The 26,547-nt window shown below is 60.4% G+C and carries 15 protein-coding genes, 1 tRNA gene and 1 pseudogene; 5 read left to right on the top strand and 12 right to left on the bottom strand.

The features are described from left to right. The first annotated feature begins 49 nt into the window (after positions 1–49). From ABIE49_RS39895 to ABIE49_RS39880, 4 genes are all read left to right on the top strand, one after another. Positions 50–1,825, top strand: a complete 1,776-nt coding sequence (locus tag ABIE49_RS39895; protein WP_192735855.1) for a tetratricopeptide repeat protein — start codon at positions 50–52, stop codon at positions 1,823–1,825. 141 nt (positions 1,826–1,966) lie between these two features. After that, positions 1,967–3,988 (top strand): HlyD family type I secretion periplasmic adaptor subunit, encoded by a 2,022-nt coding sequence (locus tag ABIE49_RS39890; protein WP_354067359.1) that lies wholly within the window; start codon positions 1,967–1,969, stop codon positions 3,986–3,988. 1,237 nt (positions 3,989–5,225) lie between these two features. Further along, entirely contained in the window at positions 5,226–10,034 is a 4,809-nt protein-coding gene (locus tag ABIE49_RS39885; protein ID WP_210337256.1) for a glycosyltransferase family 2 protein, read from the top strand. A 634-nt stretch (positions 10,035–10,668) separates the two neighbouring features. Then, on the top strand, positions 10,669–11,400 hold the full coding sequence (locus tag ABIE49_RS39880; RefSeq protein WP_354067357.1) for a hypothetical protein: 732 nt from the start codon (positions 10,669–10,671) through the stop codon (positions 11,398–11,400). Between the two features lie 439 nt (positions 11,401–11,839). Here ABIE49_RS39880 and ABIE49_RS39875 read toward each other — a convergent pair whose 3' ends face one another. The 6 genes from ABIE49_RS39875 to ABIE49_RS39850 all read right to left on the bottom strand — a co-directional run bounded on the left by ABIE49_RS39875 (position 11,840) and on the right by ABIE49_RS39850 (position 16,287). Continuing rightward, entirely contained in the window at positions 11,840–12,292 is a 453-nt protein-coding gene (locus tag ABIE49_RS39875; RefSeq protein WP_192735853.1) for a collagen-like protein, read from the bottom strand. 221 nt (positions 12,293–12,513) lie between these two features. Beyond that, positions 12,514–12,774 carry an anthrone oxygenase family protein gene (locus ABIE49_RS39870; RefSeq protein WP_354067355.1) on the bottom strand — a complete coding sequence of 87 codons (261 nt, stop codon included), beginning with the start codon at positions 12,772–12,774 and terminating at the stop codon, positions 12,514–12,516. Positions 12,775–13,623: 849 nt separating this feature from the next. Beyond that, positions 13,624–14,301, bottom strand: coding sequence for a hypothetical protein (locus tag ABIE49_RS39865; protein ID WP_192735852.1), 678 nt, complete (start codon positions 14,299–14,301; stop codon positions 13,624–13,626). A 164-nt stretch (positions 14,302–14,465) separates the two neighbouring features. Continuing rightward, positions 14,466–14,936 carry a hypothetical protein gene (locus ABIE49_RS39860; RefSeq protein ID WP_192735851.1) on the bottom strand — a complete coding sequence of 157 codons (471 nt, stop codon included), beginning with the start codon at positions 14,934–14,936 and terminating at the stop codon, positions 14,466–14,468. Between the two features lie 63 nt (positions 14,937–14,999). Beyond that, positions 15,000–15,926 carry an SDR family oxidoreductase gene (locus ABIE49_RS39855; protein ID WP_192735850.1) on the bottom strand — a complete coding sequence of 309 codons (927 nt, stop codon included), beginning with the start codon at positions 15,924–15,926 and terminating at the stop codon, positions 15,000–15,002. A gap of 103 nt (positions 15,927–16,029) precedes the next feature. Continuing rightward, complete coding sequence (locus tag ABIE49_RS39850; RefSeq protein ID WP_192735849.1) at positions 16,030–16,287, bottom strand: hypothetical protein; 258 nt, start codon at positions 16,285–16,287, stop codon at positions 16,030–16,032. A 253-nt stretch (positions 16,288–16,540) separates the two neighbouring features. Here ABIE49_RS39850 and ABIE49_RS39845 point away from each other — a divergent pair, with 253 nt between their 5' ends. Then, positions 16,541–16,720 (top strand): hypothetical protein, encoded by a 180-nt coding sequence (locus ABIE49_RS39845; RefSeq protein ID WP_192735848.1) that lies wholly within the window; start codon positions 16,541–16,543, stop codon positions 16,718–16,720. Between the two features lie 74 nt (positions 16,721–16,794). On the opposite strand, the gene ABIE49_RS39840 is transcribed toward ABIE49_RS39845, so the two are convergent. The 6 genes and pseudogenes from ABIE49_RS39840 to ABIE49_RS39815 form a co-directional block, all read right to left on the bottom strand. Continuing rightward, positions 16,795–16,868: transfer RNA gene (locus ABIE49_RS39840), tRNA-Cys, on the bottom strand. A gap of 124 nt (positions 16,869–16,992) precedes the next feature. Next, positions 16,993–18,825 carry a carbamoyltransferase family protein gene (locus tag ABIE49_RS39835; protein WP_192735847.1) on the bottom strand — a complete coding sequence of 611 codons (1,833 nt, stop codon included), beginning with the start codon at positions 18,823–18,825 and terminating at the stop codon, positions 16,993–16,995. A 147-nt stretch (positions 18,826–18,972) separates the two neighbouring features. After that, positions 18,973–19,392: an SxtJ family membrane protein gene (locus ABIE49_RS39830; RefSeq protein WP_192735846.1), complete on the bottom strand. Its 420-nt coding sequence runs from the start codon at positions 19,390–19,392 to the stop codon at positions 18,973–18,975. Positions 19,393–19,472: 80 nt separating this feature from the next. Then, a complete protein-coding gene (locus tag ABIE49_RS39825) occupies positions 19,473–20,219 on the bottom strand; it encodes a tRNA-uridine aminocarboxypropyltransferase (protein ID WP_192735845.1) in 747 nt (248 codons plus the stop codon). Between the two features lie 58 nt (positions 20,220–20,277). Beyond that, positions 20,278–23,392, bottom strand: a pseudogene (locus ABIE49_RS39820) (efflux RND transporter permease subunit). Continuing rightward, on the bottom strand, positions 23,392–26,538 hold the full coding sequence (locus ABIE49_RS39815; protein ID WP_192735843.1) for an efflux RND transporter permease subunit: 3,147 nt from the start codon (positions 26,536–26,538) through the stop codon (positions 23,392–23,394). The pseudogene ABIE49_RS39820 and the gene ABIE49_RS39815 overlap by 1 nt, the downstream one beginning before the upstream one ends. Positions 26,539–26,547: the final 9 nt, after the last annotated feature.

Raw genomic sequence — 26,547 nt, 5'->3', positions numbered from 1 at the left:
TGTTTACGTCGCGAGCTTCTTTGAATGGTTTACCAAGCAAGGCCATAGAATGAGTTTCGTTGATCGTCTGATCGCGCCAGTCTCAATATCGGCCCGCGCCCGGCGCGGAATTGAGCTCCTCGAGTCCGGCCGCGCGGCTGAAGGCTTCCATCAACTCGCCTACGCCGCCCGCGGCGGCTGTATTGAGGCGCAGTATCGAGTCGGGCGATGCTATCACGAGGGCACCGGCGTGCCACAAGCGACCACAGAGGCGGTACGCTGGCTCCAACGTGCTGCGGAAGCCGATTCAGCGGACGCCCAGTTTTATCTCGCGCTTCTGTATGTTCAGGGCGTGATCATCCCTGAGCAGTCGAGTGCGGCTCTCTTTGCCGTCGACAATGAAAGTGGCGGCCCAGATTTCTTCACGGCACTTAACTGGGCGCGCCGCGCCGCCGAGGGCAACTCGGCCGAGGGCCAGGCGCTTCTGGGATATATCCTAACTTCCGGCCCCGATACCATGACCGATGAGCTGGAAGCTGAGCGCTGGTACGCGCGTTCGGCGGAAGCCGGCTGTCCTCAGGGGTCTCTTGGCCTTGGGCTCGCCCTGCTTCGCCGGGCACAGGACGAGCGGACACAGAAGGAAGCAGCTGAACAGATCGCGAAAGCGTCAACGGCCGGCATTCCGACGGCACTCTATCTCATCGCTGTGCTCACGGAATTTGGCATAGGCGTGGGCGGCGAACTCACTCGAGCCGTCGAGCTTTATCGTCTCGCTGCCGACAAAGGCGTGTGCCTAGCGCAAAGGCGTTTGGGCGTGGCCCTAATCAATGGTCACGGTATCGAGCGCAACCTGGTCGAAGGCGAAACCTGGCTGCGCCGTGCCGCACTTGCCGGCGACGCAGAGGCGGCCGCTCGGGTCGGCCTTCTCTACGCTCGCGGAGGCGAATTGCCACCTAACTATGTCGAAGCCGTAGCATGGCTCGAGCGTGCCGCCGAAGGAGGCTACGCGCCAGCTGCGAGGACTTTGGGTCAGCTCTACTCGATCGGCACCGCCGTCGGCCGCGATCTGGACCTCGCAAACTTCTGGCTGGAGCGTGCAGCCGAACTCGGTAACGAGGCGTCGAAAGCCGACTTTGCTAATCTCGTGCTCCGCGGCGGCGGCAAATCCGGCGATCAGGCCAAGACTCGTCATTGGTTTCAAGAGGCCGCCGAGACGGGCGACCTCATAGCCGCCTTCAACTTCGCCGTCTGCTTCGCCGAAGGAATCGGGATCGAGCGCGATGAGACCGCGGCGGCGCTGTGGCTTCGCCGCGCGGCAGTAGGCGTCCCGACTGCCCAGTATTGGTACGGTCGGATCTTGATCGAAGGCCGTGGCGTCCCAGAAAACACAGTCGAAGGTCGAATGTGGCTGAGACGCGCCGCGGACGCCGGGATCGTCGATGCGCAAGTTCTTCTCGGCGAGATGCTTGTAAACGGCCGAGGCGGAGCGCCCGACCATCGTGGGGCCCGCGCGCTATTCGAAAGGGCTACTAGTCAGGGCCACGTTGGGGCGATGTTCGCGCTCGGTGCGCTTTATCATGGCGGTCATGATATCGTGGCAGATCCTGGTCTGGCGCAGCGCTGGTTCCGCGAGGCGGCGCAGCGCGGCCATCCACGGGCGCAACTGATGCTCGGCCGATATCTCCTCGGCGGTGCTGCGGGCCGGACTGATCTTGCCGAAGCACGGCAATGGTTCGAGGCGGCTGAAGCCCAAGGGGTGACTGAAGCCGCGCTCGAGTTAACACGTCTTGCTAAAGAACCGGGCGGAGAGGCTCGCAATTTGAAAGGAAGTGCCTCGGCCGCGTAGTCAACAGGAAGGTATGGGGGATCAGAAATGGATTTCTCGCGTGTGGTGGCGCAAGCTAGCAAAGCCTGAACCTGTGCGGCGCGGAGGCACTGGCTAACCTAAAAAGCGTTCGGCGAAAGCTTTAATCCAATATGGTATAGAATGACCAAGTACTACCCGCTCATTGATAAGGCTGTCACCACGCTGGCGCTCAATACCGGCGAGGCTCGGCGTGAGCTTTATGAGCGCACTCGCTCCGCCTTCATCCGGCATTCGGGCAACCAAAATCCGCCGCTCACGAAAACAGAGCTGATATGTGAGCATCTCGCCCTTGAGGAGGCGATCCAGAGGGTAGAGGCCGCCCGCAGCCGCACGGACCCGCCCAGCGGCGAAGCCTTTTCGGCGGCGCCGGTTGGGCAGATTCCAAACGGCGCTCGCTCCCCGGCTCTGCAACCAGTTGCTCTGCAACCAGTATCGGCCGCGGTTACTTTACTCAGCCGCGAGCCTGTCCAACCGCCACAGCGTGAGCAGCCTGTCGTCACGCGCCGCGAGCAAGCAGAAGCATTCCCCCGTACAACGGTGTTCCCTGCCAACATTGAAACAGCGTCGGCTGCAACCCAACCTGCGGATCCGCCGCGGGCGTCATCGCCTCTGCGCAAGCGCTTCCGTTTGTTTTTCAGTCGCAAGCAGGAAACGCCGTCGGTACCGCCGCCGCTTGAGCTCAAGTCTTCGAGCACCGCGCGAAAAGTTCTAGCCAAGCCTGCGGCCGGAAGAATTCGTTGGCCCTCTATCCCCACAGTCCCTGCCATAAAACGATTGTTCAGCGATCGTAATAAAGTCGATGCGCAACCGTCGTCGCTCCTCGAATTCGAGTCCCCGACGGCAGCGCTTGTTGAAGCACCGATCAAGCCCGCGGCGCGAAGCATGCTCTGGACGGTTGTCTCGGCGATCCTAGCCTCGATGGCGGTGGCTGCGCTGTTTCCTATTGATATGGTCGTGACCGGTTCGGGACGTGTCGTGTCGCTTCAGGCAACCAATGTCGTGCAGCCGCTTGAGACGGCTATTGTGCGCGCGATCAACGTGCGCGAGGGCCAAACCGTGCGCGCCGGAGAGCTGCTGGCGCGCCTCGACCCGACCTTCTCCGCGGCCGACGTAAGCGCCCTGCAGACACAGGTGAAAAGCTTTCAGGCAGAGGTCGACCGGCTCACGGCGGAAGCTTCCGGGACGCCGTACCAGCCGACGAGCGCGGATACCTCCACGGTCCTGCAAGTTGCGATGTATGGCCAGCGCCAGGCGCAGTATCGGTTTCAGATTGAGAGCTACAACCAGAAACTCAGCGGGCTTCAAGCGCAGATAACCCGCGCTGAGCACGACGTCGCGGCATTTGGCCAACGCCACCGGATCGCGAGCGTGCTCGAGTCAAAGCGCCGGGAACTCGAGCGGTTGCAGGTCGGCAGCCAAGTGAACCGCTTAATCGCGGAAGACCAAGCCATCGAGATGCAACGCAACTTGACGGACGCGACGGGCGCAGCCGAGCGCGCCCGCCGCGACCTCGACCAGTTGGTGGCCGAGCGTGACGGCTACGAACAGCAGTGGAAGGCGAAGATCAGCGAGGAACTCACGTTGCGCAGACGCAGCCTGAGCGATGCAACTGAAAGCCTGCGCAAGGCGACGCTACGGCGCGAACTCGTTGACTTACGCGCCGACCAGGACGCAGTGGTCCTCAGTGTGGCTAAGGTCTCCGTCGGCTCGGTGATGCAATCCGGCGAGCAGCTGATCACGCTCGTGCCAACCGATGCGCCGCTCGAGGTGGAAATGCGTATCGCCACCGCCGACGCCGGCTACGTCCACGCCGGACAGAAGGTCGCGATCAAATTCGACACTTTCCCGTTCGTCCAATACGGCATGGCCGAGGGGACAGTCCGATTTATCAGCCCCGATAGCTTCGGCGGTGGGCAAGATACGCAGCGTGGAACCGTCGTCAGCCAAGGCGATAGCTCTGCGGTCTTTTACAAGGCCCGCGCGGCCATTGATGAGCTCAAGATGCACGGTGTGCCTGGCGGCTTCCAGCTCAAGCCGGGCATGACCGTTACTGCCGACGTCAAGGCGGGCAAGCGGACCTTGCTGACTTATTTGTTCGCCCGGGTACTGCCAGTGGGCCTTGAGGGAATGCGCGAACCTTGATTTTGAATGGTTCACCAAGCAAAGCCGAAGATTATGCTGTCGCAGCGCTTGTTTCGTAGGCAACGCAGTGCGGCTATCGTGCTCGTCCCATCTCCTGGGCGTCGCTGCGGCCCGAACAGCCGGACGATTTGGAACGAACGTCCGCCGAGCGTAAAGCTCGAAGCGCGCGATCTTTCGTAGCCCCGACACGGTGCAAAAAGTATCGGTGCCAGTTTTGCCGTTTTGCCTCTAGAGTACTTTCCCCAAAAAGCGAGCCGGACAGGAATGATAAAATTGCCGACGACCGTCAAGTTTACTACTGCTATCGGTTATGCCGACAAAATAAGCGCCGGCTGTCTGCCCGGAAGGCAAGGAACCATAGAGAACCGGGGTTACGGCTTCCACCAATCAGATTCGTGCTATCGCGACCGATGCACCCGTCGCGAGAGAAAGAGCATCAACAAAGGGGCGTCCCCGGGCGCCTTCGGCCGCGCGGCAGCTTCACAACAACAGATCGCCATTCGGTCCTAGAGTGTCACCGATGGCTGCGAGATTATCTATGCCGCGACTTGAAGGGTTCAGATCTCGTACAAATCATACGAAGCCCCGCTGCATCGGAGGGGCTGATCGTTCGATGGGCGCTGGATGGAAAGAAATTCGCTTGGCCTACTAATCGCCATTCGGCGAGATGCCGATCCCCTAGCCGCTCGCCGCACGAGCAACTTTCAAATGCACACTGAAAATAAGCCGGCGAAAATTTGCCTTTCCGTTCGCAGTTAACGGCGATAGCGGTCCGTTGCGCTGACGTCGCAATCTGAATTCAACTTAAAATCGCGCTTAGTCCCGATACTAATGGAACCAAAACACCGTGCGGGTAGCCTTGTGACTAAACAAATTTTAGGGAATAATTGGTCGAATTTTTTTAATCGCTAGCATACCCCGATTCCGTTGCGAAGCCCCAAGCTGCAATGGACGGTTAGCATTGGTGAGCTTTCGGGTCCCATCCGCGCGGATCGATCGCAAATATACGAGCATTGAAGGGCTGACTGACTGGCCAGAGGAGGTTAATGCGCTGCCCCCGTTTTCAAAAAGGGCTCAGGTGTCATGATCGTTCAGTGACAGTGTCGAGCTATGCTTAATCATGATTCGGCAAGAATGCGATGATGAATTTAAAGCGCTGTCTCCCTGACTATATCGATTGCTGGGTCAAGATGGATGCTGGCCCGACCGCTCAACAAAATTATCCGGGTCACTACTCATGAATAAGCGCCGCATTTGTCTTTCCATGATCGTCAAAAACGAAACGCCCGTCATCCAGCGTTGCCTCGCATCGGTATTGCCGATTATCGATACTTGGGTGATTTGCGATACCGGTTCCACGGACGGAACTCAGCAAATCATCAAAGATTTTTTTGCCCAGCACGGTATTCCAGGCGAATTGCACAATCGTCGCTGGCAGGATTTCGCTCACAATCGCAGCGAAGCTCTAGCACTCGCCAGGGGCAAGGCCGATTACATCTTCATCATTGATGCCGACGACGAGCTGGAACTGCCGGACGACTACCGTATGCCGCCCCTCAATGTCGATTCCTATACGATCGAGATCCAGCATAAAGAGCTCCGCCACGATCGCACGCAGCTCGTCCGCGCCGCGCTCCCTTGGCGCTACGAAGGTGTATTGCACGAGTTTCTTAGCTGCGGTCGAAACGCAAAGGGAAAACGCATCTTTCCCGAGAACCGCAGCCAAGGGACGCTACCGAACGTGCGCATCCGAATGCACGACGACGGCGCAAGAAGGCGCCAGGCCGACAGCGAACGTTACAGTCGAGATGCAACAATTTTAGCTGCAGCACTTGCGGCAGAAACCGATCCATTCCTTAAATCACGCTATTCATTTTACCTTGCGCAAAGCTATGAGAACTCAGGCGACCCCGACCGCGCATGTGAATATTATTCGAAGCGCGCTCTGCTTGGTTTCTGGCGCCAAGAGATCTTCATTAGCCTCTATCGTTTGGCAAAACTTAAGGCTCAGCTCGGCCATCACAGCGTCGAAGTCATCGATGCATTTGTTGCTGCGGCCCGGATCGATCCCAGGCGCATGGAAGCCCTGCATGGCGCAGCGCGCTACTGCAGGGAGCACGAACGTTATCAAGAGGGATACGATTTTGCGAAGCGCGCGCTCAATGTATGGCCTCGGCCACCTGCAGAGGCGCTTTTCCATGAACAATGGATCTACGATTACGGTGCACTCGACGAGTATTGCGTGTGCGCAAGCCAAATAGACCTATACGAAGACAGCCTCCAAGCGAGCCGACGGCTGTTAGCTGGGGGCAAATCCATTCCAGCTGAAGACAGGCAACGCATGGAAGCTAACGCTCGATTTGCATTCCAGAAAATTGCAGAGAAAGGCATCGCCCATCAGGAAGGTGTGGGGGCAATGACCACGAAGTCGATTGGCCTTTGCATGATTGTCAAAAACGAGGCAAGCGTCATCGTCCGCTGTCTCGACAGTGTACGACCGATGATCGACTATGTCTTGATTGAGGACACAGGCTCAACCGACGGAACGCAGGAAATCATACGAAATTGGCTCACAAAAAATGGCATTGCCGGCGCCGTCGTCGAAGAACCATGGCAGGATTTTGCATACAATCGATCCCATGCGCTGGCCTGCCTTCGGAAAGCGGAGCATATCGACTACGCGTTCATCATAGACGCCGACGACACGCTCACTCTCGATCCCGGGTTCGACGTCGCCGCATTCAAGACAACTATGGATGCAGACTTTTACGATGTCCCGATCAATCACGGCGCAATCAGGCATTACAGGCCGCAAATTTGCAGCAACAGAAAAGATTTTTATTTTCGCGGTGTTTTGCACGAGTTTCTCGAAACCCCACCCGGCTCTCATAGCCGTGTGACTGCCTCGGGCTTTTCCATCCAGATCCACGGAGGCGGTGCGCGCAGTCAGGATCCACAGAAATTCCGAAAAGACGCCGAGTTGTTAGAACGCGCGTTGCAAAACGAGACAGACGCGTTTCTCCGCTCCCGCTACACATTTTATCTCGCTCAAAGCTATCGCGATTTCGGCGAGAAACAGAAAGCGCTCGACCTATACCTGTCTCGAGCCGAGATGGGCTTTTGGCAGGAAGAGATCTATGTAGCACTATTGGGCGCAGCACGTCTGAAAGAGGAACTCGAGTTTCCTGAGGACGATGTCATCGCTGCGTATCAGCAAGCCACTGAATCGCAGCCTGCAAGAACGGAAGCATTGCACGGTGCGAGCCGTTACTGTCGGTACAAAGGCAGAAACCAGTTAGGCGCCGAAATCGCTCGTCGCGGAATAGACTTGCCGTTACCTCCCGGCGCTCTCTTTTCTGAAGGCTGGATCTATGAATGGGGCCTTCTCGACGAGCATGCCATCAACGCCTATTGGGCGGGCGATTACCACAGCTGCATCGCCGATTGTCTGCGCATTCTCGAACGCGCGAAAATAGACGAAGCTACGAGAACGCGCGTCATCGCTAACGCCCGTTTCGCGCAGGATAAACTTCGGGAAGTCAAACCCTCGTCGTTTCTTGATGCAAGCAAGGCACCATTCGCAACACCTCCTCCCCCAAAAGTGCTGATCGCAATTCTGGCAAAGAGTAAGGCCGGCCACTTGCCTTTGTTTTTGGAGTGCATCGAGGCGCTGGACTACCCGCCGGAATATATCTCGCTGCACATCAGGACCAACAACAATAAAGATGCGACCGCAGAAATCCTGCGCGATTGGGTAGCTCGGGTTGGCGCGCGCTATGCGCATGTCGAGTTCGATGACAGCGACGTCGCGGAGCGCGTTCAAGACTTCGACGACCACGAATGGAACACTACGCGCTTTTCGGTATTAGGTCGAATCCGCCAGCACAGCATGGGTCAGTCCTTAGCGCTGGGTTGCGACTTCTATTTCGTTGTCGACGTCGACAATTATCTGCGTCCCCTCACCTTACGAAATCTAGTAGACCTTAACCTGCCGATCGTAGCGCCGCTTCTCAGATGCGTCGATACCGACAGACCCAACTATTCCAACTATCACCAGATCGTCGATGCGAACGGGTATTTTCTAGACAGCGTCGAGTACCACAAGATTCTCGAGCGCGCCTCACCGGGTCTCCATGAGGTTGCGCTTGTCCACTGCACCTATCTAATCCGGGCCGATACGATACCTCGCCTGACTTACGATGACGCGTCGTACCGCTATGAATATGTGATCTTTTCTGCCAGCGCGCGAAAAGAGGCCATATCGCAGGTGCTCGACAACCGCGAAGTCTATGGATGGATGACCTTCGGCTCCGATGGCGAAGCAATAAGGCCGCTGCTCGCGGCCGAGCTCGCCCAACAGTCGCTCAAGAAAGCGCTCGCGAATACGCCTCATCCACCATCGCAGAACGCAGAGCGAACCATACGATTGAAGGAATATCCGCCTCTCGCATCGATTTACAACACGCCGTCGGACGACTACGTCAAAGGCCGCCGGCACGCACTCGGGCAAAAGCCCTACCTGCTCGAGACCGATGCGCTAGGCTTTATTCGCGGAACCAACTCGCCCACGAAATCAACACACACGCTCGTGGTCTTGGGCGACAGCGTTGTCGAATGCATGTATCTCGACCCGGATGACAGGTTCTGCGCAAAGCTCGAAACACTTGCGCGCGGGGAATTCGGCGTAGATGTGGCGGTCAAAAATGGCGGCTACAGCGGAGCCACCACGCTTCACATGCTGAACGTCTTTATCAATAAAGTTATTCCCATGAAGCCTGACCTGGTTATCTTGATGACCGGTATTGTCGATGTCGATGTCGCCCACGTTCCGGCCAGCTTTTGGAGTCGGGACTGCTGGATCGAACCGATCGTCGAACTCAGCAAAGACAATCGATGGCGCGACAATAATAACCTCCCCGCACCTTCGTTTGCCGATCGCCGGCGGTTGCTTGACCTTTTTTCGGCCGCTGCTCGCGCGTTTGGCATTGAACTTTGGTTTGCAACAATTCCACATCGTCGCGGTAATGGTGTCGACCCGGGCAAAACTCGAGCTCGACTTTCCATCAACGAAGTCACCCGCGCTGCCGCGCGCGCAGGAGCACTTACCTTATGCGATCTCGAGGTCGAACTGGCAGAACGCTACGACATGTTCCAGGACGACTTCCATCTCAACCAGGCCGGCAGCGAAACTGTCGCACGTTCCCTGCTCGCAAGGTGCGTTGAGTTTCTTCAGCCTTCCACCACAAAAATTGCCGCCAAAGCAAAGCCCGTTCAATCAATCGGCGAAACGAATGTCATAAATTTGGATCGCAGCACCAAACGCTGGGAACTTTTCAAGGATCGCAACAAAAACCTTGGCCCATACACGCGCTATTCGGCGGTTGATGGCCACATGGTCGATCGGTCGTCTTTGGAAACTGAAGGCATAATTGCACCGGGGCTGGACTATAGTCCTGGAGCCTTGGGTGCCGCCCTCTCCCATATTCGGCTTTGGCAGAAGGCTGTCGATCGAAATGAACCCGTGACAATATTTGAGGACGACGCTTATAGCCATCCCGCATTTAATGAGCATCGACGCACCGTCGCCGCACAACTTCCAGATGATTGGGATGTGTTGTTTTGGGGTTATATTTACGATCCGCTGTTTATTTGGATCGACTTGGGCTTCTCATCGGCTGAAATCCAGTTCTACGATCGAGCGCCGGCATTCACGTGGAACGACACAGCGAACGGACGTTCGATTTACTCGCCTGTGAGATTGAAACACGCTTTTGGCTTACAAGCATACTCAATCAGCCCACGTGGAGCGAAACGGTTCTTAACCGCCCTCTTGCCTCTAAAGAAGCAAGTTATCCCATTTCCCGGGACGTCAATCGTAAACCAGGGCCAAGGCATCGATGGCGCCATGAACTTAGTGTATCCGAAAACTCAGAGTTACATATGCATTCCTCCGCTTGTGATCCACCGAGACGATGGCATGAGCGATCGATTGAAGGGGCTCGATGCAGACTTCCGTCCACTGCTAGATGAGCCCATTTCTCATTGATTGCATTCAGAAGATGACTGCGGCTGCGATACAGATGGCGGACATGAAGGCAGAGGCCCAGGGTCGTAGCGGGTTGCGATAAGCCGCCAATTCTTGAGCCTGCGGAACAGGTTTCGATCTTGTGGCGCTGGCGATAGAGATGGGATCACGTTCGACTAGGTTTGTGCGGTTAGACCTCGATGGGATGCAGCCCACGATGCCGGGTTCGGCAAGAGATGCAGCCATATGCCCTTGTCAATGGCGCCGAGTAACTGGTTCGCGGACGGCAGGTATCGAGGAAAAAGCCGCGCCCTCCCAACAATCCGGAGAGGATGATTTTTTTCCTTGGAGGATTTCGGTTTCTTTGCACCGATTCGGTGTAGGGTGTCTGAGCGGACCGCACCCTGGTGTCGGGACATGAGCCATCCAACGCCGAGGACAGCCGTTGCTTATAAAACGATTGTGCGAAAGGCTGGATTCAGGAAGGACTTTGATCCAGCCATCCTTGTCGACCGTTTCTCGACCGTTTCGCAGCAGCTCGGCTTAAAAGTTGTACGAGCGAGCGGTAATAACTCGAGGAATTAAAGCGCAAATGTCATCGGCTCCCCCGCCCCTCCTTATCGCCCCCATCGAGCTCGCCGGCGATTGGGGCCACATGATCCCCGACGCGGCTATGCATGTGGTTCAGCGAATGCGTTCGGCTTGCTTTGATGGTTTGCGGCTTGTCTCGGACGACCAGCCGGATCGCCTGCGGGTTGAGGAGCGCACTTCAGGCGGTCCCGCCGTTTGGCTGCATCCGGATGGAACCACTACGGGTTGGATCATTGTGGCTATCGGCGAGCGGGACTGGTCTAGGCTTGCCTATCAGTTTGGCCACGAGCTCGGTCATGTGGCGGCCAACTCATGGCGCCCCGACGCCAAACCCGCAGCGCCCAGCCAATGGTTTGAAGAGGCCATGGTCGAGGCATTTTCGCTGCGCGGCTTGGGGCTCCTGGCAGATAGCTGGTCAAAGGATCCGCCGTTCAAGGACGATAGCGGGTTCGGGGCAGCCCTGGCCACCTACCGGCAAAACATCGTCGAGCGCTACGGCAAGCTCGCGATCGAACAAGGCAATCCAAATAAGCTCAGCATGTGGTTTAAGCAACATCGCCAGGCAATGGAAGGGCAGCCGGGTCTGAATGCTTTCGCACAGGCAGCATCGCTCACCATCCTCGCGGAGTATGAACGCAACCCCGCCGGCATCGAGGCGCTTGGGGCGCTGAACAGATGGGAAGGCCGCAGCGCGCTACCGATGGAGAAGTATTTTGAGGCCTGGAAGGCAAGCTGCAAGGACTTGAAAGCCTCGGCGGAGTTGCCTGATCGGCTTCAGGGACTGCTTGAGAGCTAGGGCACCGCGAAACGATCGGGAATTTAAGCCGGCCCATTTGAATTCCAGTGTGCTTTGAGGTGGCCGACCGATTTTTGAAAGGGTGGCTTGCCCGGGTAAGAAGATGTCCAGCCTAGGGCCGCGAGGCCAGCGCACGCTCGACTACGCTACATCGCCCAGTAACGTGGTCGGTCAAATGCACCATGATCGTTCAGCCACTCGATAGCAGTAACCTATCTGAGACCGAGGCCGTCGCATGATCGAGAGTGCGAACAATCCTGGAGAGTTCTTTCGGCGCGCGAAATCGATTTGGAGCTTGCGCCTTCGGACAGGGAACCAGCATCCAATCTCGCCTTTGCGCAACGACCTTCATTCTCGCTGAGATGCCCTCACCGAGATCAACCAGTGCGAAGCCCGCCGGCGCGAACCGGCGAGCGCGATAATCAGAGTCCGGTTTGGCTTATGGCTTTCGCAGGCACAAACCAACGGTCGGGGCCGTCCCGCATTTGGCGCCATCAGCGGTACCGCCACCTGGGCAGAACACCGACACCAACATTTCCGTCGATTCGCAGCTTACCGACCCGTCGGCCTGAACGGCTCGAACGGCGACGCCTGCGTCGCCCTTGTCGCCCTTGGGACCCTTGTCACCGGTGTCACCCTTGGGGCCCGCTTCACCCTTGGGGCCGAGCTCGCCCTTTGGACCCGCCTCGCCCTTGGGACCCGGCGCGCCCTGCGGGCCTTGGGGCCCTTGTGCGCCGGGCTGGCCCTGCGCTCCCGCGATACCCTGCACGCCTTGCGCCCCTTGAGGGCCGGCCGGACCCTGCGGACCTGCATCGCCCTTAGGCCCAGGATCCTTGCCGCATGCGCCAAGTGCCAGAGCCATACCAATCGCGAGTATCGGGAAAATCCTCATGCGACGCCCCCCTGTTATTTCCGCCGTCAATGGCGGTTGCCAACAATATGCCTCCAACCATGTCGAAGCTCCAGAGAGTTGACGACCGTCCAAAGGTCGAATGAACGCCGCAGCACACGGATGGCGCGTGTCGCCCTATCTTACCGCGATCGCCCTGATGAACAGCGCGCAGGCCGCAGTGGATGCAATCGTCCGGACATGATTCCTCAACGTCCAGTCGGTCAGAGTGCGCGCCCGTAGCGGCGCGGCCTCGGTACTTGCGGATGGACGGCGGCCAGCGCGTTGTTCAAGGGCACGTTGACGACGGCTGTGCACACGAACATGCCGATCACATAGAGCACGCCGCCGGCCAGCATCGCCGTCGCGCCCGGCTCGCCCCACCGAAGCCCGCCTGCAACCGCCAGCAGCAGGCTCGCAACCGTTGTGCCCAGGAAGAGCGGGATGAACAGCGAATGCACGATCACGGCGTTGATCGCGTTCATCGCCGTGATGCCTGCCACCTGCCTTGCTGACCTATTTGTTCGCCCGGGGTACTGCCGGTTGGCCTCGAGGGAATGCGCGAACCTTGATTTTGAATGGTTCACCCTAAGAAAGCCAAAGACGGTCCGAGCTAGGCGGGTGAATATCTCCTCGGCCGCGCCGCGGGTCGTACAGCCGCAGAGTTTTGTCCCCGATCAGGAGGGATAATTGGCTTCCATGCCCGGCGGCGCGGCGTTGGTGAACTCGCTCGAGGGGCAGCGCGGTTCTAACCTCCGAACGAGTCCGCTCGGGTGGCTGCTTCATGACCGCCGCTTAGTCGGTCACGGCAACACTACGGGCGCGGGAGTGCGCATAGCTTGTTGCCTCGAGAATTGAACGACCAAGCCTTCGTTGATTAGGCTTGATCCTACATCCATGCCACTCGGAGTGTGCTGCAACGACGGCCGAAGTTGCAACAGCCCTGCCTTCCATCCCCGGCGGACAAGAACAAGATGAAAGTCTGACCGGCCAGCGTGAGCAAATCGCCTGGACGTGGCATGATAGGACCGTGGGTCTCGTCGTAATCTTGGTGGCGGTCTTTCCCATCATTGGGAGCGCGCAGGTGAACTGCGAAGCAATACCTCACGGACCCGTGCGCACCGATTGCTACCTGGCGCACAGTATCGTCGTCGAAACCAAGCAGAGTGTTGTCGGTCGCATGATTGCGACTTCGTGGTTCAGCGCAAGTAATCGCACCGCCTCGCGGCTCTCCGAACTCAATTTGGAGAACCGCAAGGAAATTAGATCGCGCCAACCCGCTCGATGGGTGGCCTAACCCATCAAGCCAACTAGTCTCACGACCCAGCGGATTGCTAGGACGGTTCGGCACGCAATTTGATTGCCTCGATCTGGTTCGCATTAACAGATTTGGCAACATAAAACCTTTTATATTCTTTGACTGCCACCAGGCGTTTCAAGACCTTCTCGATACGTCTGTCGATTTCCGCCTGAATCTTCAATTCCTTTTCCATGATATGCGGTTGGCAAGCGCGCTCGATCTGATCAAGTTTCAGTTTTTCAGCGGCCTGAAGCGATGGAACGATGAAGCCTGAGCCGACGAGGTTCAGCTCTTTCGCCAACACGGTTAGCTTATCGAAATCAACGGCCTGATTGACAGTCTGGCTGTCGGCTTTCGCTTCGACGGGCCCATAAATTTGCTCTAGGTGTCTCTGAACGATCTTGCAGACACTCTGCACGGCTTCGGACTGCGACTTCACGGCAGGACCCAAATCCAAACCGGCGATTTTGGCGTCAAAGTCCCGCTGCGCCTGGAGTGCCTGCCGTAATCCAGCCTCGAGACGGCGCTTTTTCCAGTACAGGCTAACCAGGTCAAATATCGCTGCTTCTTCTGAGATGCCATCGGGACAATATTCGTCCCGATAGGCTTGCAGTAGATCGTCGAATTCCTGCTTATTTTCCTCGGGTAAAACCACGTCAGTGGAGTAAACACCGTGCGTGAGAGCATTTTTGGAAGTATTAGAGTTGGACATTATAATCTCCTAGTGAGTTTTTGTGAAAAATTAGGTGCGAATACCAAAATAATATTAAATCTATATTTCAGTAATTAAGAGTATAATATAATATTATTACTTAGCAATTATTGCGTAAAAGAATTTTTAGTCTTGGAAATGACCAAGCGCAACTATTGCGAGCATTAGCCATAAAACTCGCAAAAGTTGCATCTTTCAAAAACGACGTCCGTTGGGCTCGGCTCGATGGCGCCTCGGCCAGGTCTTGCCAATTTGCAAAACGAAGCCAATTTGACGGCCTTAAAACGGATCTGAATAGCCTCACCGAGGATATCGACTTTGCCGAGTTGCGAGCGCGCTGAAAGGTGCGGGATCGCATCCAAGGCCCCGTTATTTCTTCGGCAATGCAGATGGCTTTGTGGCCGCGCACCAGCGGCGCTTATCTCGCCGGTCTGCTCGACGAGGCGCTGCGGCTGATCGCGCCGAACGCGCCCTCTCCTGCGCTCGCGTCGTTTTCGCAGCTGGTCATGACGCTGATTGCAGCCCGTGCGCCACGCGATCGCGCTGGAGCCGAAGCAAGCCGCGCGCATGCTGACGCTATTCAAGCGGATGCTGCCGAAGAATTTGGCGGCGCTGGAGATGTGAGTGCCGATCACGCCCAACTCAGCAAGAACAAGTCGGCAAGAGCAAGTCAGCAAGAGCAAGTCAGCAATAGCAAGTCAGCGATAGCCGGTCACGTCGGCGGGCCGGCCGGCGTCCTGGACCTCGACGACGTATCGCCACGCATCGGGCCGGCTGCCGTCGAGATCGGTAAACCCATAGATGGCTGCCAGTTCGCCGCTCGACAGCGATTTTCCGTTCCAGCGTGCAACGTCGGGATCGCCGGCAAGTGCGGCGACGGCGCGGCCCACGAAGGCCGGGCTCTCCGAGATCGCAAAATGCGGCTGGACCTTGGTAGCGTCGCGCCAGTTCGCTTCAGTGACGCGGTAGGCATCGAGCATGGCTTCCGAGCGCAGCCAGCCCGGCGTCAGCGCAACAGCCGTTCCGCCGTGCGGCGCCAGTTCATGGGCCAAAGCGAAGGCCATGCGATTCACCGCGGCCTTGGCCAGATCATAGAAGAACGAGACCCGGTAGTTCGTGGCGTTGTAGGCGCCGGTACCGTCGGTCATCTCGACCACCAATCCGCCGCGTGTCTTGATCAGCAAGGGCGCGGCGAAATGGCTGGTGATGGCGTGGGTATCGATGGCGAGGCGGAGCATACGCAGGCCATAGTCGAGAGAGGATTCCCAGACCGGCTTGTTCCACTCCATCCGGGTGGCGCCCCAGATGTCGTTGACCAGGATATGCAAGGCGCCCTGCTCGAATGCGATGCGATCGACCAGGCCCTGCACCTGTGCGGGTTCGAGATGATCGACCTGAACCGCGATGCCATGGCCACCGGCCGCATTCACCAGATCGGCGGTTTCCTCGATCGTCTCCGGCCGGTTCATCTCCGACGGCGCCTGTCGCGTCGTGCGTCCGGTCACGTAGACCGTCGCTCCGGCCGCCCCCAATTGTACGGCAATGCCGCGGCCGGCGCCGCGGGTGGCGCCTGCGACCAGCGCGACCTTGCCCGCAAGCGGGCCCTTCAATCCAGTGGCTTTCATGGACGGCATCGCTCCCTGAATGCGAAGTCATCGCATCTAAGGAAATAATCCCACTTCGTAAAGAGAACGGGCGTCGCGCCCTGGGGGCCGGTGCAGCAGCTGGCTACTGCTCGAACACCGCCGCACATGCCGGGCTCAGGCTTCCCTTCTGCCGGCGCAGGCAGGCGGTGATGGCGCGCGCGTTGGGGATTTCGCCGGCGCACAGGCGGTAGACGTCGGGCGTGCAGGCCCGGCGTTGCTCGGGCGTGCCCTGTTGGGCGTTAGCCGACCCTGCTGCGAACAGCGCGAGGAGCAGACCGACCATCGAAGCGCGGCGGACCCGGCTGCGTACCGCTCCTGCTCGCGCCACGTGCGTCTTCATGTCCGCATCTCCCTGGTCGAGCCCGGCTTGACAGCACGGACGTCATCCGACCGAATACGCGGAACAATTTTTGTGGAATGTGATTTTTCTCACACTTTTTGCCAGGCGTTCGGGTCTACCGTGCCCCTCGGGGAATCAACCATTTAGTAACCACGCTTGCCGCGATTGGCCGATCGATAAAATTGGATCGATCCGTTCAATCTGGAAACAAACCGGTTTTGAGAACGTGCGCTCTGCAACCCCGGAGAGCGCGATGAGCGAAGTTGAGTTCGACCTATTGCTGGACGCCGTGAAAACGGCCATTGCGCCCATACCGGAGGATGATTTCGTGGCCCAGACCCTGCCCTTTCGTCGAACGCCGCGCCCCGCCAACGACAACCGCGCCCCCTGGCCGCTGGTTCCGTTTCCTGAAGGCTGGTACGCCTCCTGCTAAGCGCCTGGACCTGACGACGGGCTGAAGTTCGTCCGGCCTCTCATATAATCGACCTAAGTTATTGATTATATGGATGGAGGCCACGACCAGAATTGAACTGGTGTACACGGTTTTGCAGACCGTTGCGTAACCACTCCGCCACGTGGCCCCATCGGGGCGGATCAATACAGCCCGCCAATGGGTTAGGCAACCTTCCTCGTTTCCCCATCGACAAAGTTCTGCAACTCCAAATCCGTGGATTTCCGAAACGCGCGATCCGCCTCGCTGTTCGATCAGTCGAGCTCGAACGCATTCTTGTAGTCGAGCTTCAGCGACGCCGGCTGGTCTTCCTTGAGCAGGAAGCAATTGCCGACCACCAGCACTTCGACATCGCTGCCCATGAAGCAGCGGAAGGCGTCTTCCGGCGTGCACACGATCGGCTCGCCGCGGACATTGAAGCTGGTGTTGACCAGCACCGGACACCCGGTTTCGGCCTTGAAGGCCGTCAGCAGCGCATGAAAGCGCGCATTGGTGTCGGCATGCACGGTCTGTATCCGCGCCGAATAATCCACGTGCGTGACGGCCGGAATGTCCGAGCGCGGGACGTTGAGCCGCTCGATGCCGAACAGCTTTTCATCACCGGGATCGGCGGGCCGGCGGTGCTTCTCCAGCACATCGGCGACGATCTGCATGTACGGACTGTCGCCGTCGAGTTCGAACCATTCGGCGACATCCTCGCGCAGCACGGCCGGTGCGAAGGGACGAAAACTTTCGCGGAACTTGACCCGCAGGTTGAGCGAGCTCTGCATCCTCGGTGACCGGGGATCGCCGAGGATCGACCGCGCCCCAAGCGCGCGCGGGCCGAATTCCATCCGTCCCTGGAACCAGCCGACTGCTTTCTCCGCAACCAGCGCTTTGACGGTGCTTTCGATCAGCGCGGCATCGGTGAGCGCCGTGAACACCGCCCCCGCCTGCACCAAGCGCTGCTCGATCTCGGCTTGTGCGAATGACGGCCCGAGATAGCCGCCCGCCATGGCATCGCCGGCGGGTGTCGCCCGCGGCTTGCCGGCAAATTGATAATACGCCGCCAACGCCGCGCCGACCGCGCCGCCGGCGTCGCCCGCGGCGGGCTGCACCCAGAGGTTCTTGAAGGTGCGCTCACGCAGGATTTTTCCGTTGGCGACGCAGTTCAGCGCCACGCCGCCGGCCAGGCACAGATTCTGCGATTGCCCCTCGCGGGCCAGACTGCGGGTCAGCCGCAGCACGATCTCTTCCGTCACCTGCTGCACGGAAGCGGCCAGATCCATGTGGCGCTGGTCGAGGCGCTCGGACGGCTCGCGCGGTTTGCCGCCGAACAGCTTGTCGAACCGCCCGTTGGTCATGGTCAGGCCGGTGCAATAATCGAAATACTGCAGATCGAGCCGGAAGCTGCCGTCGTCCTTGAGATCGACGAGATGGTCGAGGATCAGTTTGGTATATTTCGGCTCGCCATAGGGCGCGAGGCCCATCACCTTGTACTCGCCGGAATTGACCCTGAAGCCGGTGTAATAGGTGAAGGCCGAATAAAGCAGCCCCACCGAGTGCGGGAAATTGATCTCGCGCGTCAGGTCGAGCGCATTGTCCCTGCCGTAGCCGGCCGACGTCGTCGTCCATTCGCCGACGCCGTCCAGCGTCAGGATCGCGGACTCGGCAAACGGCGAGGCAAAGAACGCCGAAGCCGCGTGGCTCTGGTGATGATCGGCGAACAGCAGTTTCGCTTCCCAATCGATGCCGCCGTCGATCTCCAGGAGATGGTCGCGGAGCACGCGTTTTTGGAACAGCTTCTCCTTTAGCCAGACCGGTATCGCCTTCCGGAACGACTGAAAGCCGCGCGGAGCGAATGCCAGGTAGGTCTCGAGCAGGCGTTCGAATTTGAGAAACGGTTTTTCGTAGAACACCACGTGGTCGAGTTCGCTTGCGCTGATGCCCGCCGCCGACAGGCAATAACGGATCGCGGCAGCCGGAAAATTCGGGTCGTGCTTCCTGCGCGTGAAGCGCTCTTCCTGTGCGGCGGCGACGATCTTGCCGTCCACCAGCAGAGCCGCGGCGCTGTCGTGGTAGAATGCCGAGATGCCGAGGATGCGCACGTCGCCACTCAAAACACGGTGCAGACGAACGGCGTCAGCGCTGAGCCGTTGCTCACGGCCGGCAATCCTTCCATACGGGCATCACGCGAACCAAAAAGCGTTCCCGGACAGGCAAATGGCTCGCGCAGGCACGAAATCATGCGGACCCTAGAACTGCTGCCGCATGGATTGCGATGGTGGTCGCGGATCGGAGCGCGGCAGCCAATAGGTCGGCGATGAACGATCCCTTGCGAGATTGAGGAAATCCTTGCCGAACAAGCGCATGGCCAGCCCAATCGGCAGGATCGTGCCAAAGAAAAGCAAGGCCATGATGACGGGGTTGACTACGCGGTACATCAGAAGCCCGAGCTTCAGCCATGCCCGGTTGGCGGGGTTCAGGGTCTGCGGGCGCCACAGGGTCAGGCCCGCAAACACCACGGCGGCGCCCAGCCAGAACGGCGCATGAGACGAACCCGCATACAGACCGTAACCGCCGATCAGCGCAAAAACCGCGGCCATCGTGAACCCGAAATTGCGGTCGCTTGGCCCGACGACAACCTCGTCATGTTGTGACTCAAGCGATTGCATCGGTACTTTCCACTGACGTTTTCGGCTTTGGCGACAGGCAACCGGGCGCTTCGACCGATCGCTCGCAAGCCTCGCTAGCATTATTTGGCGCGGGCTTTAACCCCCTTGCGGCGGCGGTAATCGCGCTTCTTCGGCTTGGGTGCGAGTTCCGGCATGGTGGTCTGAACCTCGCGATATCGCGTCAGCAGCCGTTCGAAACTGCCGTTGAGCGTCTCGGCGATATCGGGCCGCTTCTCCAGCCCTGCCAGCAGCATCGCCGCGGCCTCGATCGTGGAGAGCCCGTCGGCACGCGGCTCCTTGCGGAGCTTTCCATAGCGCGAGGCGCGCTTGGGCCCAAGAATCACCCGCTGGCATTTCAGCATCCACGCGTTGCGCCACCACAGCGCCTTGGCTTGGCTCCATGTGCCGTCGAGTAGCACGATGCCCTCGATATCGCCGAGGATGGCGCGCTGATGCGGTTCAATCTCGCCCTTGCGGTTGATCGCGACGATTTCGTTCTCGGTGTCGAGTTCGCTGACCTTGGCGGAACCAAGATACAGCACCGCCCAGCGCGAGGGATCGTCAACCGGCCGCCCCAACGCCTTGGAAAGGCTCGGCCAGGACAATCCGATCTTGAGCACGGCGTCGCCAAAATGGAGCGCCGTCAGGCGCGCCGTACCCAGCGTCCGGTCCTGCTCCTGCGGATGCTGCAGGATCAGGAGAGAAACCTTGTTCTCGATCGGCGTGATGCTGTCACAGATGCACAGAGGCAGCGGTTTGCCGCAATCGGCGCACTCCGGCACTTCTTCTGCATCGGGTGTGGCTTTGGCTTCGGATTGTTTTGACATCCGCCCGCTATACGCTGCGCCGCCCACCCCATCAACAATTCAGGGCCGATCCTTCCTATTATTCCGCCGGCGCCTGGATTGCGGCCGGTTCGGACCACCGCCGCCGCAACCGGTCGATCAGGAGGTAGATCACGGGTGTCGTGTACAAAGTGAGGATCTGGGACACGAACAATCCCCCGATGATGGTGATTCCGAGCGGCCGGCGCAGCTCGGTGCCCGGGCCGGTCGCGATGACAAGGGGAATGCCCGCGAACAGCGCCGCCAGCGTCGTCATCAGGATCGGCCGGAACCGGGCGGTGCAGGCCTCGAAGATCGCGTCCGCCGACGACAGGCCGCGGTGGCGCTCGGCGTCGAGCGCGAAATCCACCATCATGATGCCGTTCTTCTTGACGATCCCGATCAGCAGAATGATGCCGACAAAGGCGATCACGGTCAGCGGCGTGTTGGTCATCTGCAGCGCGAGCAGCGCGCCGAGCCCCGCCGAAGGCAGCGTTGAGATGATGGTCAGGGGATGGGCCAGGCTCTCATAGAGCACGCCGAGCACGATATACATCGCCAATAGCGCGCCGAGGATCAGCAGCGGCTGCCGGCCGCTGGTCTTGTTGAAGTCGCCGGCATTGCCGTCGAAACTGCCGCGGATGCCCTCCGGCATATGCAGCTCGTCGACCGCGCGCTGGATGTTGGTGGTCGCGACCTCGAGCGGCACGTTGGGCAGCAGGTTGAACGACACCGTCGTCGAGGGGAACGACTGCGAGTGATAGACCGCCAGCGGCGACAGGCCGCGCTGATAACGCACGACGGCCGATAGCGGCACCTGCGCGTCGTTGGCGCCGGCGACGAAAATGCGTTCGAGGTTCGACGGATCGGCCTGGGAATTTCGGGTCGATCTCCAGCACCACCATGTACTGGTTGCGCTGGGTGTAGATGATCGAAATCTGCCGCTGCGCGAACGCGTTGTTCAAGGCGTTGTCGATGTCCTGGACGCGAACACCCAAGCTCGACGCCGTCTTGCGGTCGATCACCAATGACAATTGCAACCCGCCGGGATCGCGGTCTGAGGACACGTCGGTGATGCCCTCGACGGTCTCCATGCGCTTGCCGACGATGGGGGCCCATTTCTGCAGCAGATCGAGGTCGGTGCTCGACAGCGTGTACTGATAGTCGGAATCGCTCTGCCGCCCGCCGGTCCGGATATCCTGGGCGGCAAACATGAACAGGCGGATGCCCGCGACGCGGTAGAGCGCCCGGCGCAGGCGATCGATCACGTCGGCAGTCGACTGCCCCGCCCGCTCCTCCGGCGGCTTCAGGCTGATGAACATGGTGCCGCGGTTGGAGCCGCCGCCACCGGGACCGCCGCCGCTGCCAAGCGAGGAGCCGATCCCGGCGACCGCAGGGTCGGCCATGACGATATCGGCCAATTGCTGTTGCAGGCCGAGCATGGCCTGAAACGAGATGTCGGGGGATGCACGGGTCGATCCAATGATGAAGCCGCTGTCATCGGTCGGGAAATAGCCCTTCGGCGTCTTGATGTAGAGCGTCACCGTCAAGGCGATGGTGGCAAAGAAGACGACCAGGGTAAGATACGGAAACTCCAGCACCCGCCGCAGCGTCCAGGTGTAGAACGACACGGTGCGCGACAGCGTGCCCTCGACCAGCCGGTCGAACCAGGTGGCGCGATTGGAAGTCGCCTCCTTGATGAAATGCGCGCAGATCATCGGGGTGACCGTAAGCGAGACCACGGTCGACACCACGATGGCAAAGGTCAGTGTCAGCGAGAATTCGCGCAGCAGCCGCCCGACGATCCCGTCCATGAAGATCAGCGGCGTGAAGGCCGCGATCAGCGACAGGCTGATCGACAGCACGGTAAAGCCGATCTGCTTGGCGCCTTCCAGTGCCGCGGCGAGCGGCGCCATGCCCTGCTCGAGATTGCGGTACATGTTCTCGATCATCACGATGGCGTCGTCGACCACGAAGCCGACCGAAATCGCCAGCGCCATCAGCGACAGATTGTCGATCGAGAAACCGGCAAGCCACATCCCGGCGCAGGTACCGGCCAGTGCCAACGGCACCGAGACGCCGGCGGCAATCGTCGGCGTCAACCGCCGCAGGAACGCGAACACCACCACCATGACCAGGAACGCGGTCGCCAGCAGCGTAAATTGCATATCGAGTACGCTGGCGCGGATGGTGCCGGTGCGGTCGACCAGCGTGGAAATCTCGATGCCGCCCGGCAGCCATTGCTGCAATTCCGGCAGCAGCGCCCTCACCCGGTCGACGGTATCGATGACGTTGGCGTCGCCCTGTTTGGTGATCTGGATCAGCACCGCCGGCTGCTTGTTGAACCAGGCGATCGAGCGGCTGTTGCGCACGGAGTCTTCGACGTCGGCCACGTCGGAGAGGCGGACGAAATTGCCGCCCGAGCTCTTGATGATGATGTCGCGGAATTCGGCCGCCGTGCGCATCTGCTTGTTGGTCGAGATCGTCTCGCTCTGGCGGCCGCCGTTGAAGATCCCGACCGGGCCAAGCGGGTTGGAATTGACGATCGCCAGCCGGACGTCGTCGGTCGCGATCCCGGCGTTGGATAGCGCGACCGGGTTGAGCGCGATCCGTACCGCGGGCTGATCCGCGCCGCTGACGGTGACTTCGCCTACTCCAGGCACCTGCGAGATACGCTGCGCGATCACGGTGTCGGCGACGTCGTACATCGCGCTCGTCGTCAGCGTCTTCGAGGTCAGCGCCAGCACGAACACGGGCGCCGCCGACGGATTGGCCTTGCGGAACCGCGGCAGTGACGGCAGGTCGCTCGGCAGATCCGCCAGCGAGGCGTTGATCGCCGCCTGCACGTCACGCGCGGCGCGGTCGATGTTGCGACCGATCGCGAACTGCAGCTGGATGCTGGTGGTGCCGAGCGAACTGGTCGAGGTGATCTGGTCGATGCCCGAGATTTGCCCGAGCCGCCGCTCCAACGGGGCCGCAACCGTCGACGCCATGATCGAAGGGTCGGCGCCCGGGCGCGTGGCGGAAACCCGGATCGACGGAAAGTCGACGTTGGGAACCGCCGACACCGGCAGAAACACGTAGGCGACGACCCCGACCAGAAAGAGCCCGATCGCCAGCAGCGTGGTGCCTACCGGCCTGCGGATGAAGGGCTCCGAGATCGAGATCGATGCCATTACTGCATCCCCTCGGTAGCGCCGGCGACCGGCGGCCCGGCAGGCCCCGGCTTCGGCACCGCCTTGTCCATTTTGCGGTTGAGGCGGTCGAGCGCCAGATAGATCACGGGCGTGGTGTAGAGCGTCAGCAACTGGCTCAGCAGCAACCCGCCGATGATCGAGACGCCGAGCGGGAAACGCAATTCCGCGCCGGTGCCGCTTTCGAGCGCCAGCGGCAGCGCGCCGAACAAGGCGGCCAGCGTCGTCATCATGATCGGGCGGAAGCGCAACAGGCAGGCCTGCACGATCGCTTCGTTCGCGGACATGCCCTTGTGGCGCTCCGCTTCGAGGGCAAAGTCGATCATCATGATCGCGTTTTTCTTGACGATGCCCATCAACAGGATGATGCCGATCAGGCCGATCACCGACAGGTCCTGGCCGCACAGCATCAGCGCCAGGATGGCGCCGATGCCGGCCGAGGGCAGCGTCGAGAGAATGGTGATCGGGTGGATGTAGCTCTCATAGAGCACGCCGAGCACGATGTAGATGGTGACCAGCGCGGCCAGGATCAGCCATGGCTGCCCGGCCAGCGACTTTGCAAATTCGGCCGCATCACCTGCATAGACGCCGACGATGCTGCCGGGCATGCCGATCCGGGTTTCAATCGACTTGACCGCCTCGACGGCGTCGCCGAGCGCTTCGCCCGGCGCCAGGTTGAAGCTGAGCGAGATGGCGGGGAATTGTGCGTGATGCGAAATCGCCAGCGGCGCGGTGGTGCGCGTCAGCGTCGCGATCGCCGAGATCGGCACCTGCCCGGCCGGGCTTCCCGGCGTCGCCGACGCGCCCGGCACGTAGAGCTTAGAGAGGATCGAAGGATCGCGCTGATACATCGGCATCGCTTCCAGCACCACGCGGTACTGGTTGGCCTGGCCGTAGATGGTCGATATCTGCCGCTGCGCAAAGGCGTCGTTCAGCGTATCGGTCACGACCTGCAGGCTGACGCCGAGCTGGCCGGCGCGCTGGCGGTCGATGTCGAGCGCGGCGCGCAAGCCGCCCTCCTGCGCTTCCGACGAGACGTCGCGGAACAGCGGATCCTGCCGCATTTCGGCGACGAGCCTGTTGGCCCATTTGGTCACTTCGGCGGAATCGGTGCCGGTCAGCGTGTACTGGTATTGCGAGCGGCTCGACTGGGTCGAGATCTGCACATCCTGCACCGGCTGGAAATAGATGGTCATGCCGGGGATCGAGGCCGTGCGCTGCTTCAGCCGGTTGACCACGACCAGGATGTCGTCATGCCGCTCGCCGCGCGGGCGCAGCGTCATCACCAGCCGCCCGACATTGGTGGTCGGATTGACCGAGCCTGCGCCGATCACGGAGACCACGCCGACGACATCCGGATCGGCCTGGATAGCGGCGGCGGCCGCCATCTGCCGGCTTTGCATCTCGGCAAAGGAAACGTCGGGCCCGGCCTCGGTCACCGCCGTGATCGAAGCGGTGTCCTGCAGCGGCAGAAAGCCCTTTGGCGCGACCACGTACATGACCAGGGTCGCGACGATGGTGAGGAACGTCACGGCGAGCGTGGCGCGCTGGCGCTGCAGCACCCACAGCAGCGTGCGGTGATAGAGTTCAACCGTGCGATCGATGAAGCGGCTGACGGCGGCCAGCCCAGGAACGGCGTATTCCTCGTGGACGTTCTTGAGCAGCCGCGAGCACATCATCGGCGTCAGCGTCAGCGAGACGACCGCCGACGTCACCACCGCGATCGTCAGCGTCAGCGCGAACTCGCGGAACATGCGGCCGACCAGGCCGGACATGAACAATAGCGGGATGAACACCGCGATCAGCGACACCGTCAGCGAAATCACGGTGAAGCCGATCTCGCTGGCGCCCTTCAGCGAGGCCTCCATGACCGACTCGCCGTCCTCCATGTGGCGGACGATGTTCTCGATCATCACGATGGCATCGTCGACCACGAAGCCGGTGCCGATCGTGAGCGCCATCAGCGACAGATTGTCGAGGCTGAAGCCCGCGAAATACATGATGCCGAAGCTCGTGATCAGCGACAACGGCAGCGCCACGCCCGCAATCAGCGTGGCGCGCAGCGAGCGCAGGAACAGCAGCACGACCAGGGTTACCAGCACCACTGAAAGGATCAGCGTGAACTGCACGTCATGGACGGAGGCGCGGATGGTGACGGTGCGGTCGCTGACGATGGTCAGCTTGACGCCCGCCGGGATCGCGCGCTGCACCTTTGGAATTTCCTCGCGGATCTGGCGCACCACCTCGATCACATTGGCGCCGGGCTGCCGCTGGATGTCGATGATGACGGCCGGCGTGCCCTGATACCAGCCGCCGGTGCGGTCGTTCTCCAGCCCGTCGATGATGATGGCGACGTCACCGATCGTGACCGGCGCGCCGTTGCGATAGGCGATGATGATCGGCTTGTAGGCCTCCGCCGCCGCGATCTGGTCGTTGGCGGCGATGGTGTAGGATTGCTGCGCGCCGTCCAGCGATCCCTTCGGGCCCGAGACGTTGGCCCCGGCAATGGCGGCGCGCAGGTCCTCCATCGCAATGCCGTAGGCGGCGAGCCGCGCAAGGTCGGCCTGCACCCGGATTGCAGGCTTCAATCCGCCGAGCACCGCGACGCGGCCGACGCCGGAAATCTGGCTGAGCCGCTGCCCCAAAATCGTGTCGGCGATATCGCTCATCGCGCGCAGCGAAATCGTCTCCGACGTCAGCGCCAGCGTCAAGACCGGCGCATCGGCCGGGTTGACCTTGGCATAGGTCGGTGGGTACGGCAGGTTTTTCGGCAGGATGCCGGCCGCCGCGTTGATCGCGGCCTGCACGTCCTGGGTGGCGCCGTCGATGTCGCGGTTGAGATCGAACTGCAGCGATATCTGGCTGACGCCGAACGAGCTGGTCGATTGCATCGACGACAGCGACGGGATCTGGCCGAGCTGACGCTCCAGCGGCGCCGTGATCAGCGACGCCACCACGTCGGGGCTGGCGCCGGGCAGTTGCGTCGTGACCTGCACGGTCGGGAAATCAACCTGCGGCAGCGCCGACACCGGCAGCGCCCAATAGCCGAGCGCGCCGCCGATCAACAGCGCGATCCCGAGCAACGAGGTCGCGATCGGCCGGCGGATGAACGGTTCGGAGACGCTCATGGTTGCGTC

This window comes from Bradyrhizobium sp. OAE829, assembly GCF_040546575.1.
Classification (GTDB): domain Bacteria; phylum Pseudomonadota; class Alphaproteobacteria; order Rhizobiales; family Xanthobacteraceae; genus Bradyrhizobium.
This window is presented reverse-complemented; position numbering and strand designations above follow the sequence as displayed.

Bases quoted from the DNA above. Each gene is read 5' to 3' on its own strand.
- ABIE49_RS39875 (WP_192735853.1), bottom strand. From the start codon at position 12,292: ATGAGGATTTTCCCGATACTCGCGATTGGTATGGCTCTGGCACTTGGC.
- ABIE49_RS39815 (WP_192735843.1), bottom strand. From the start codon at position 26,538: ATGAGCGTCTCCGAACCGTTCATCCGCCGGCCGATCGCGACCTCGTTG.
- ABIE49_RS39870 (WP_354067355.1), bottom strand. From the start codon at position 12,774: ATGAACGCGATCAACGCCGTGATCGTGCATTCGCTGTTCATCCCGCTC.
- ABIE49_RS39895 (WP_192735855.1), top strand. From the start codon at position 50: ATGAGTTTCGTTGATCGTCTGATCGCGCCAGTCTCAATATCGGCCCGC.
- ABIE49_RS39830 (WP_192735846.1), bottom strand. From the start codon at position 19,392: ATGCAATCGCTTGAGTCACAACATGACGAGGTTGTCGTCGGGCCAAGC.
- ABIE49_RS39865 (WP_192735852.1), bottom strand. From the start codon at position 14,301: ATGTCCAACTCTAATACTTCCAAAAATGCTCTCACGCACGGTGTTTAC.
- ABIE49_RS39855 (WP_192735850.1), bottom strand. From the start codon at position 15,926: ATGAAAGCCACTGGATTGAAGGGCCCGCTTGCGGGCAAGGTCGCGCTG.
- ABIE49_RS39890 (WP_354067359.1), top strand. From the start codon at position 1,967: ATGACCAAGTACTACCCGCTCATTGATAAGGCTGTCACCACGCTGGCG.
- ABIE49_RS39880 (WP_354067357.1), top strand. From the start codon at position 10,669: ATGATCCCCGACGCGGCTATGCATGTGGTTCAGCGAATGCGTTCGGCT.
- ABIE49_RS39850 (WP_192735849.1), bottom strand. From the start codon at position 16,287: ATGAAGACGCACGTGGCGCGAGCAGGAGCGGTACGCAGCCGGGTCCGC.
- ABIE49_RS39825 (WP_192735845.1), bottom strand. From the start codon at position 20,219: ATGTCAAAACAATCCGAAGCCAAAGCCACACCCGATGCAGAAGAAGTG.
- ABIE49_RS39885 (WP_210337256.1), top strand. From the start codon at position 5,226: ATGAATAAGCGCCGCATTTGTCTTTCCATGATCGTCAAAAACGAAACG.
- ABIE49_RS39845 (WP_192735848.1), top strand. From the start codon at position 16,541: ATGAGCGAAGTTGAGTTCGACCTATTGCTGGACGCCGTGAAAACGGCC.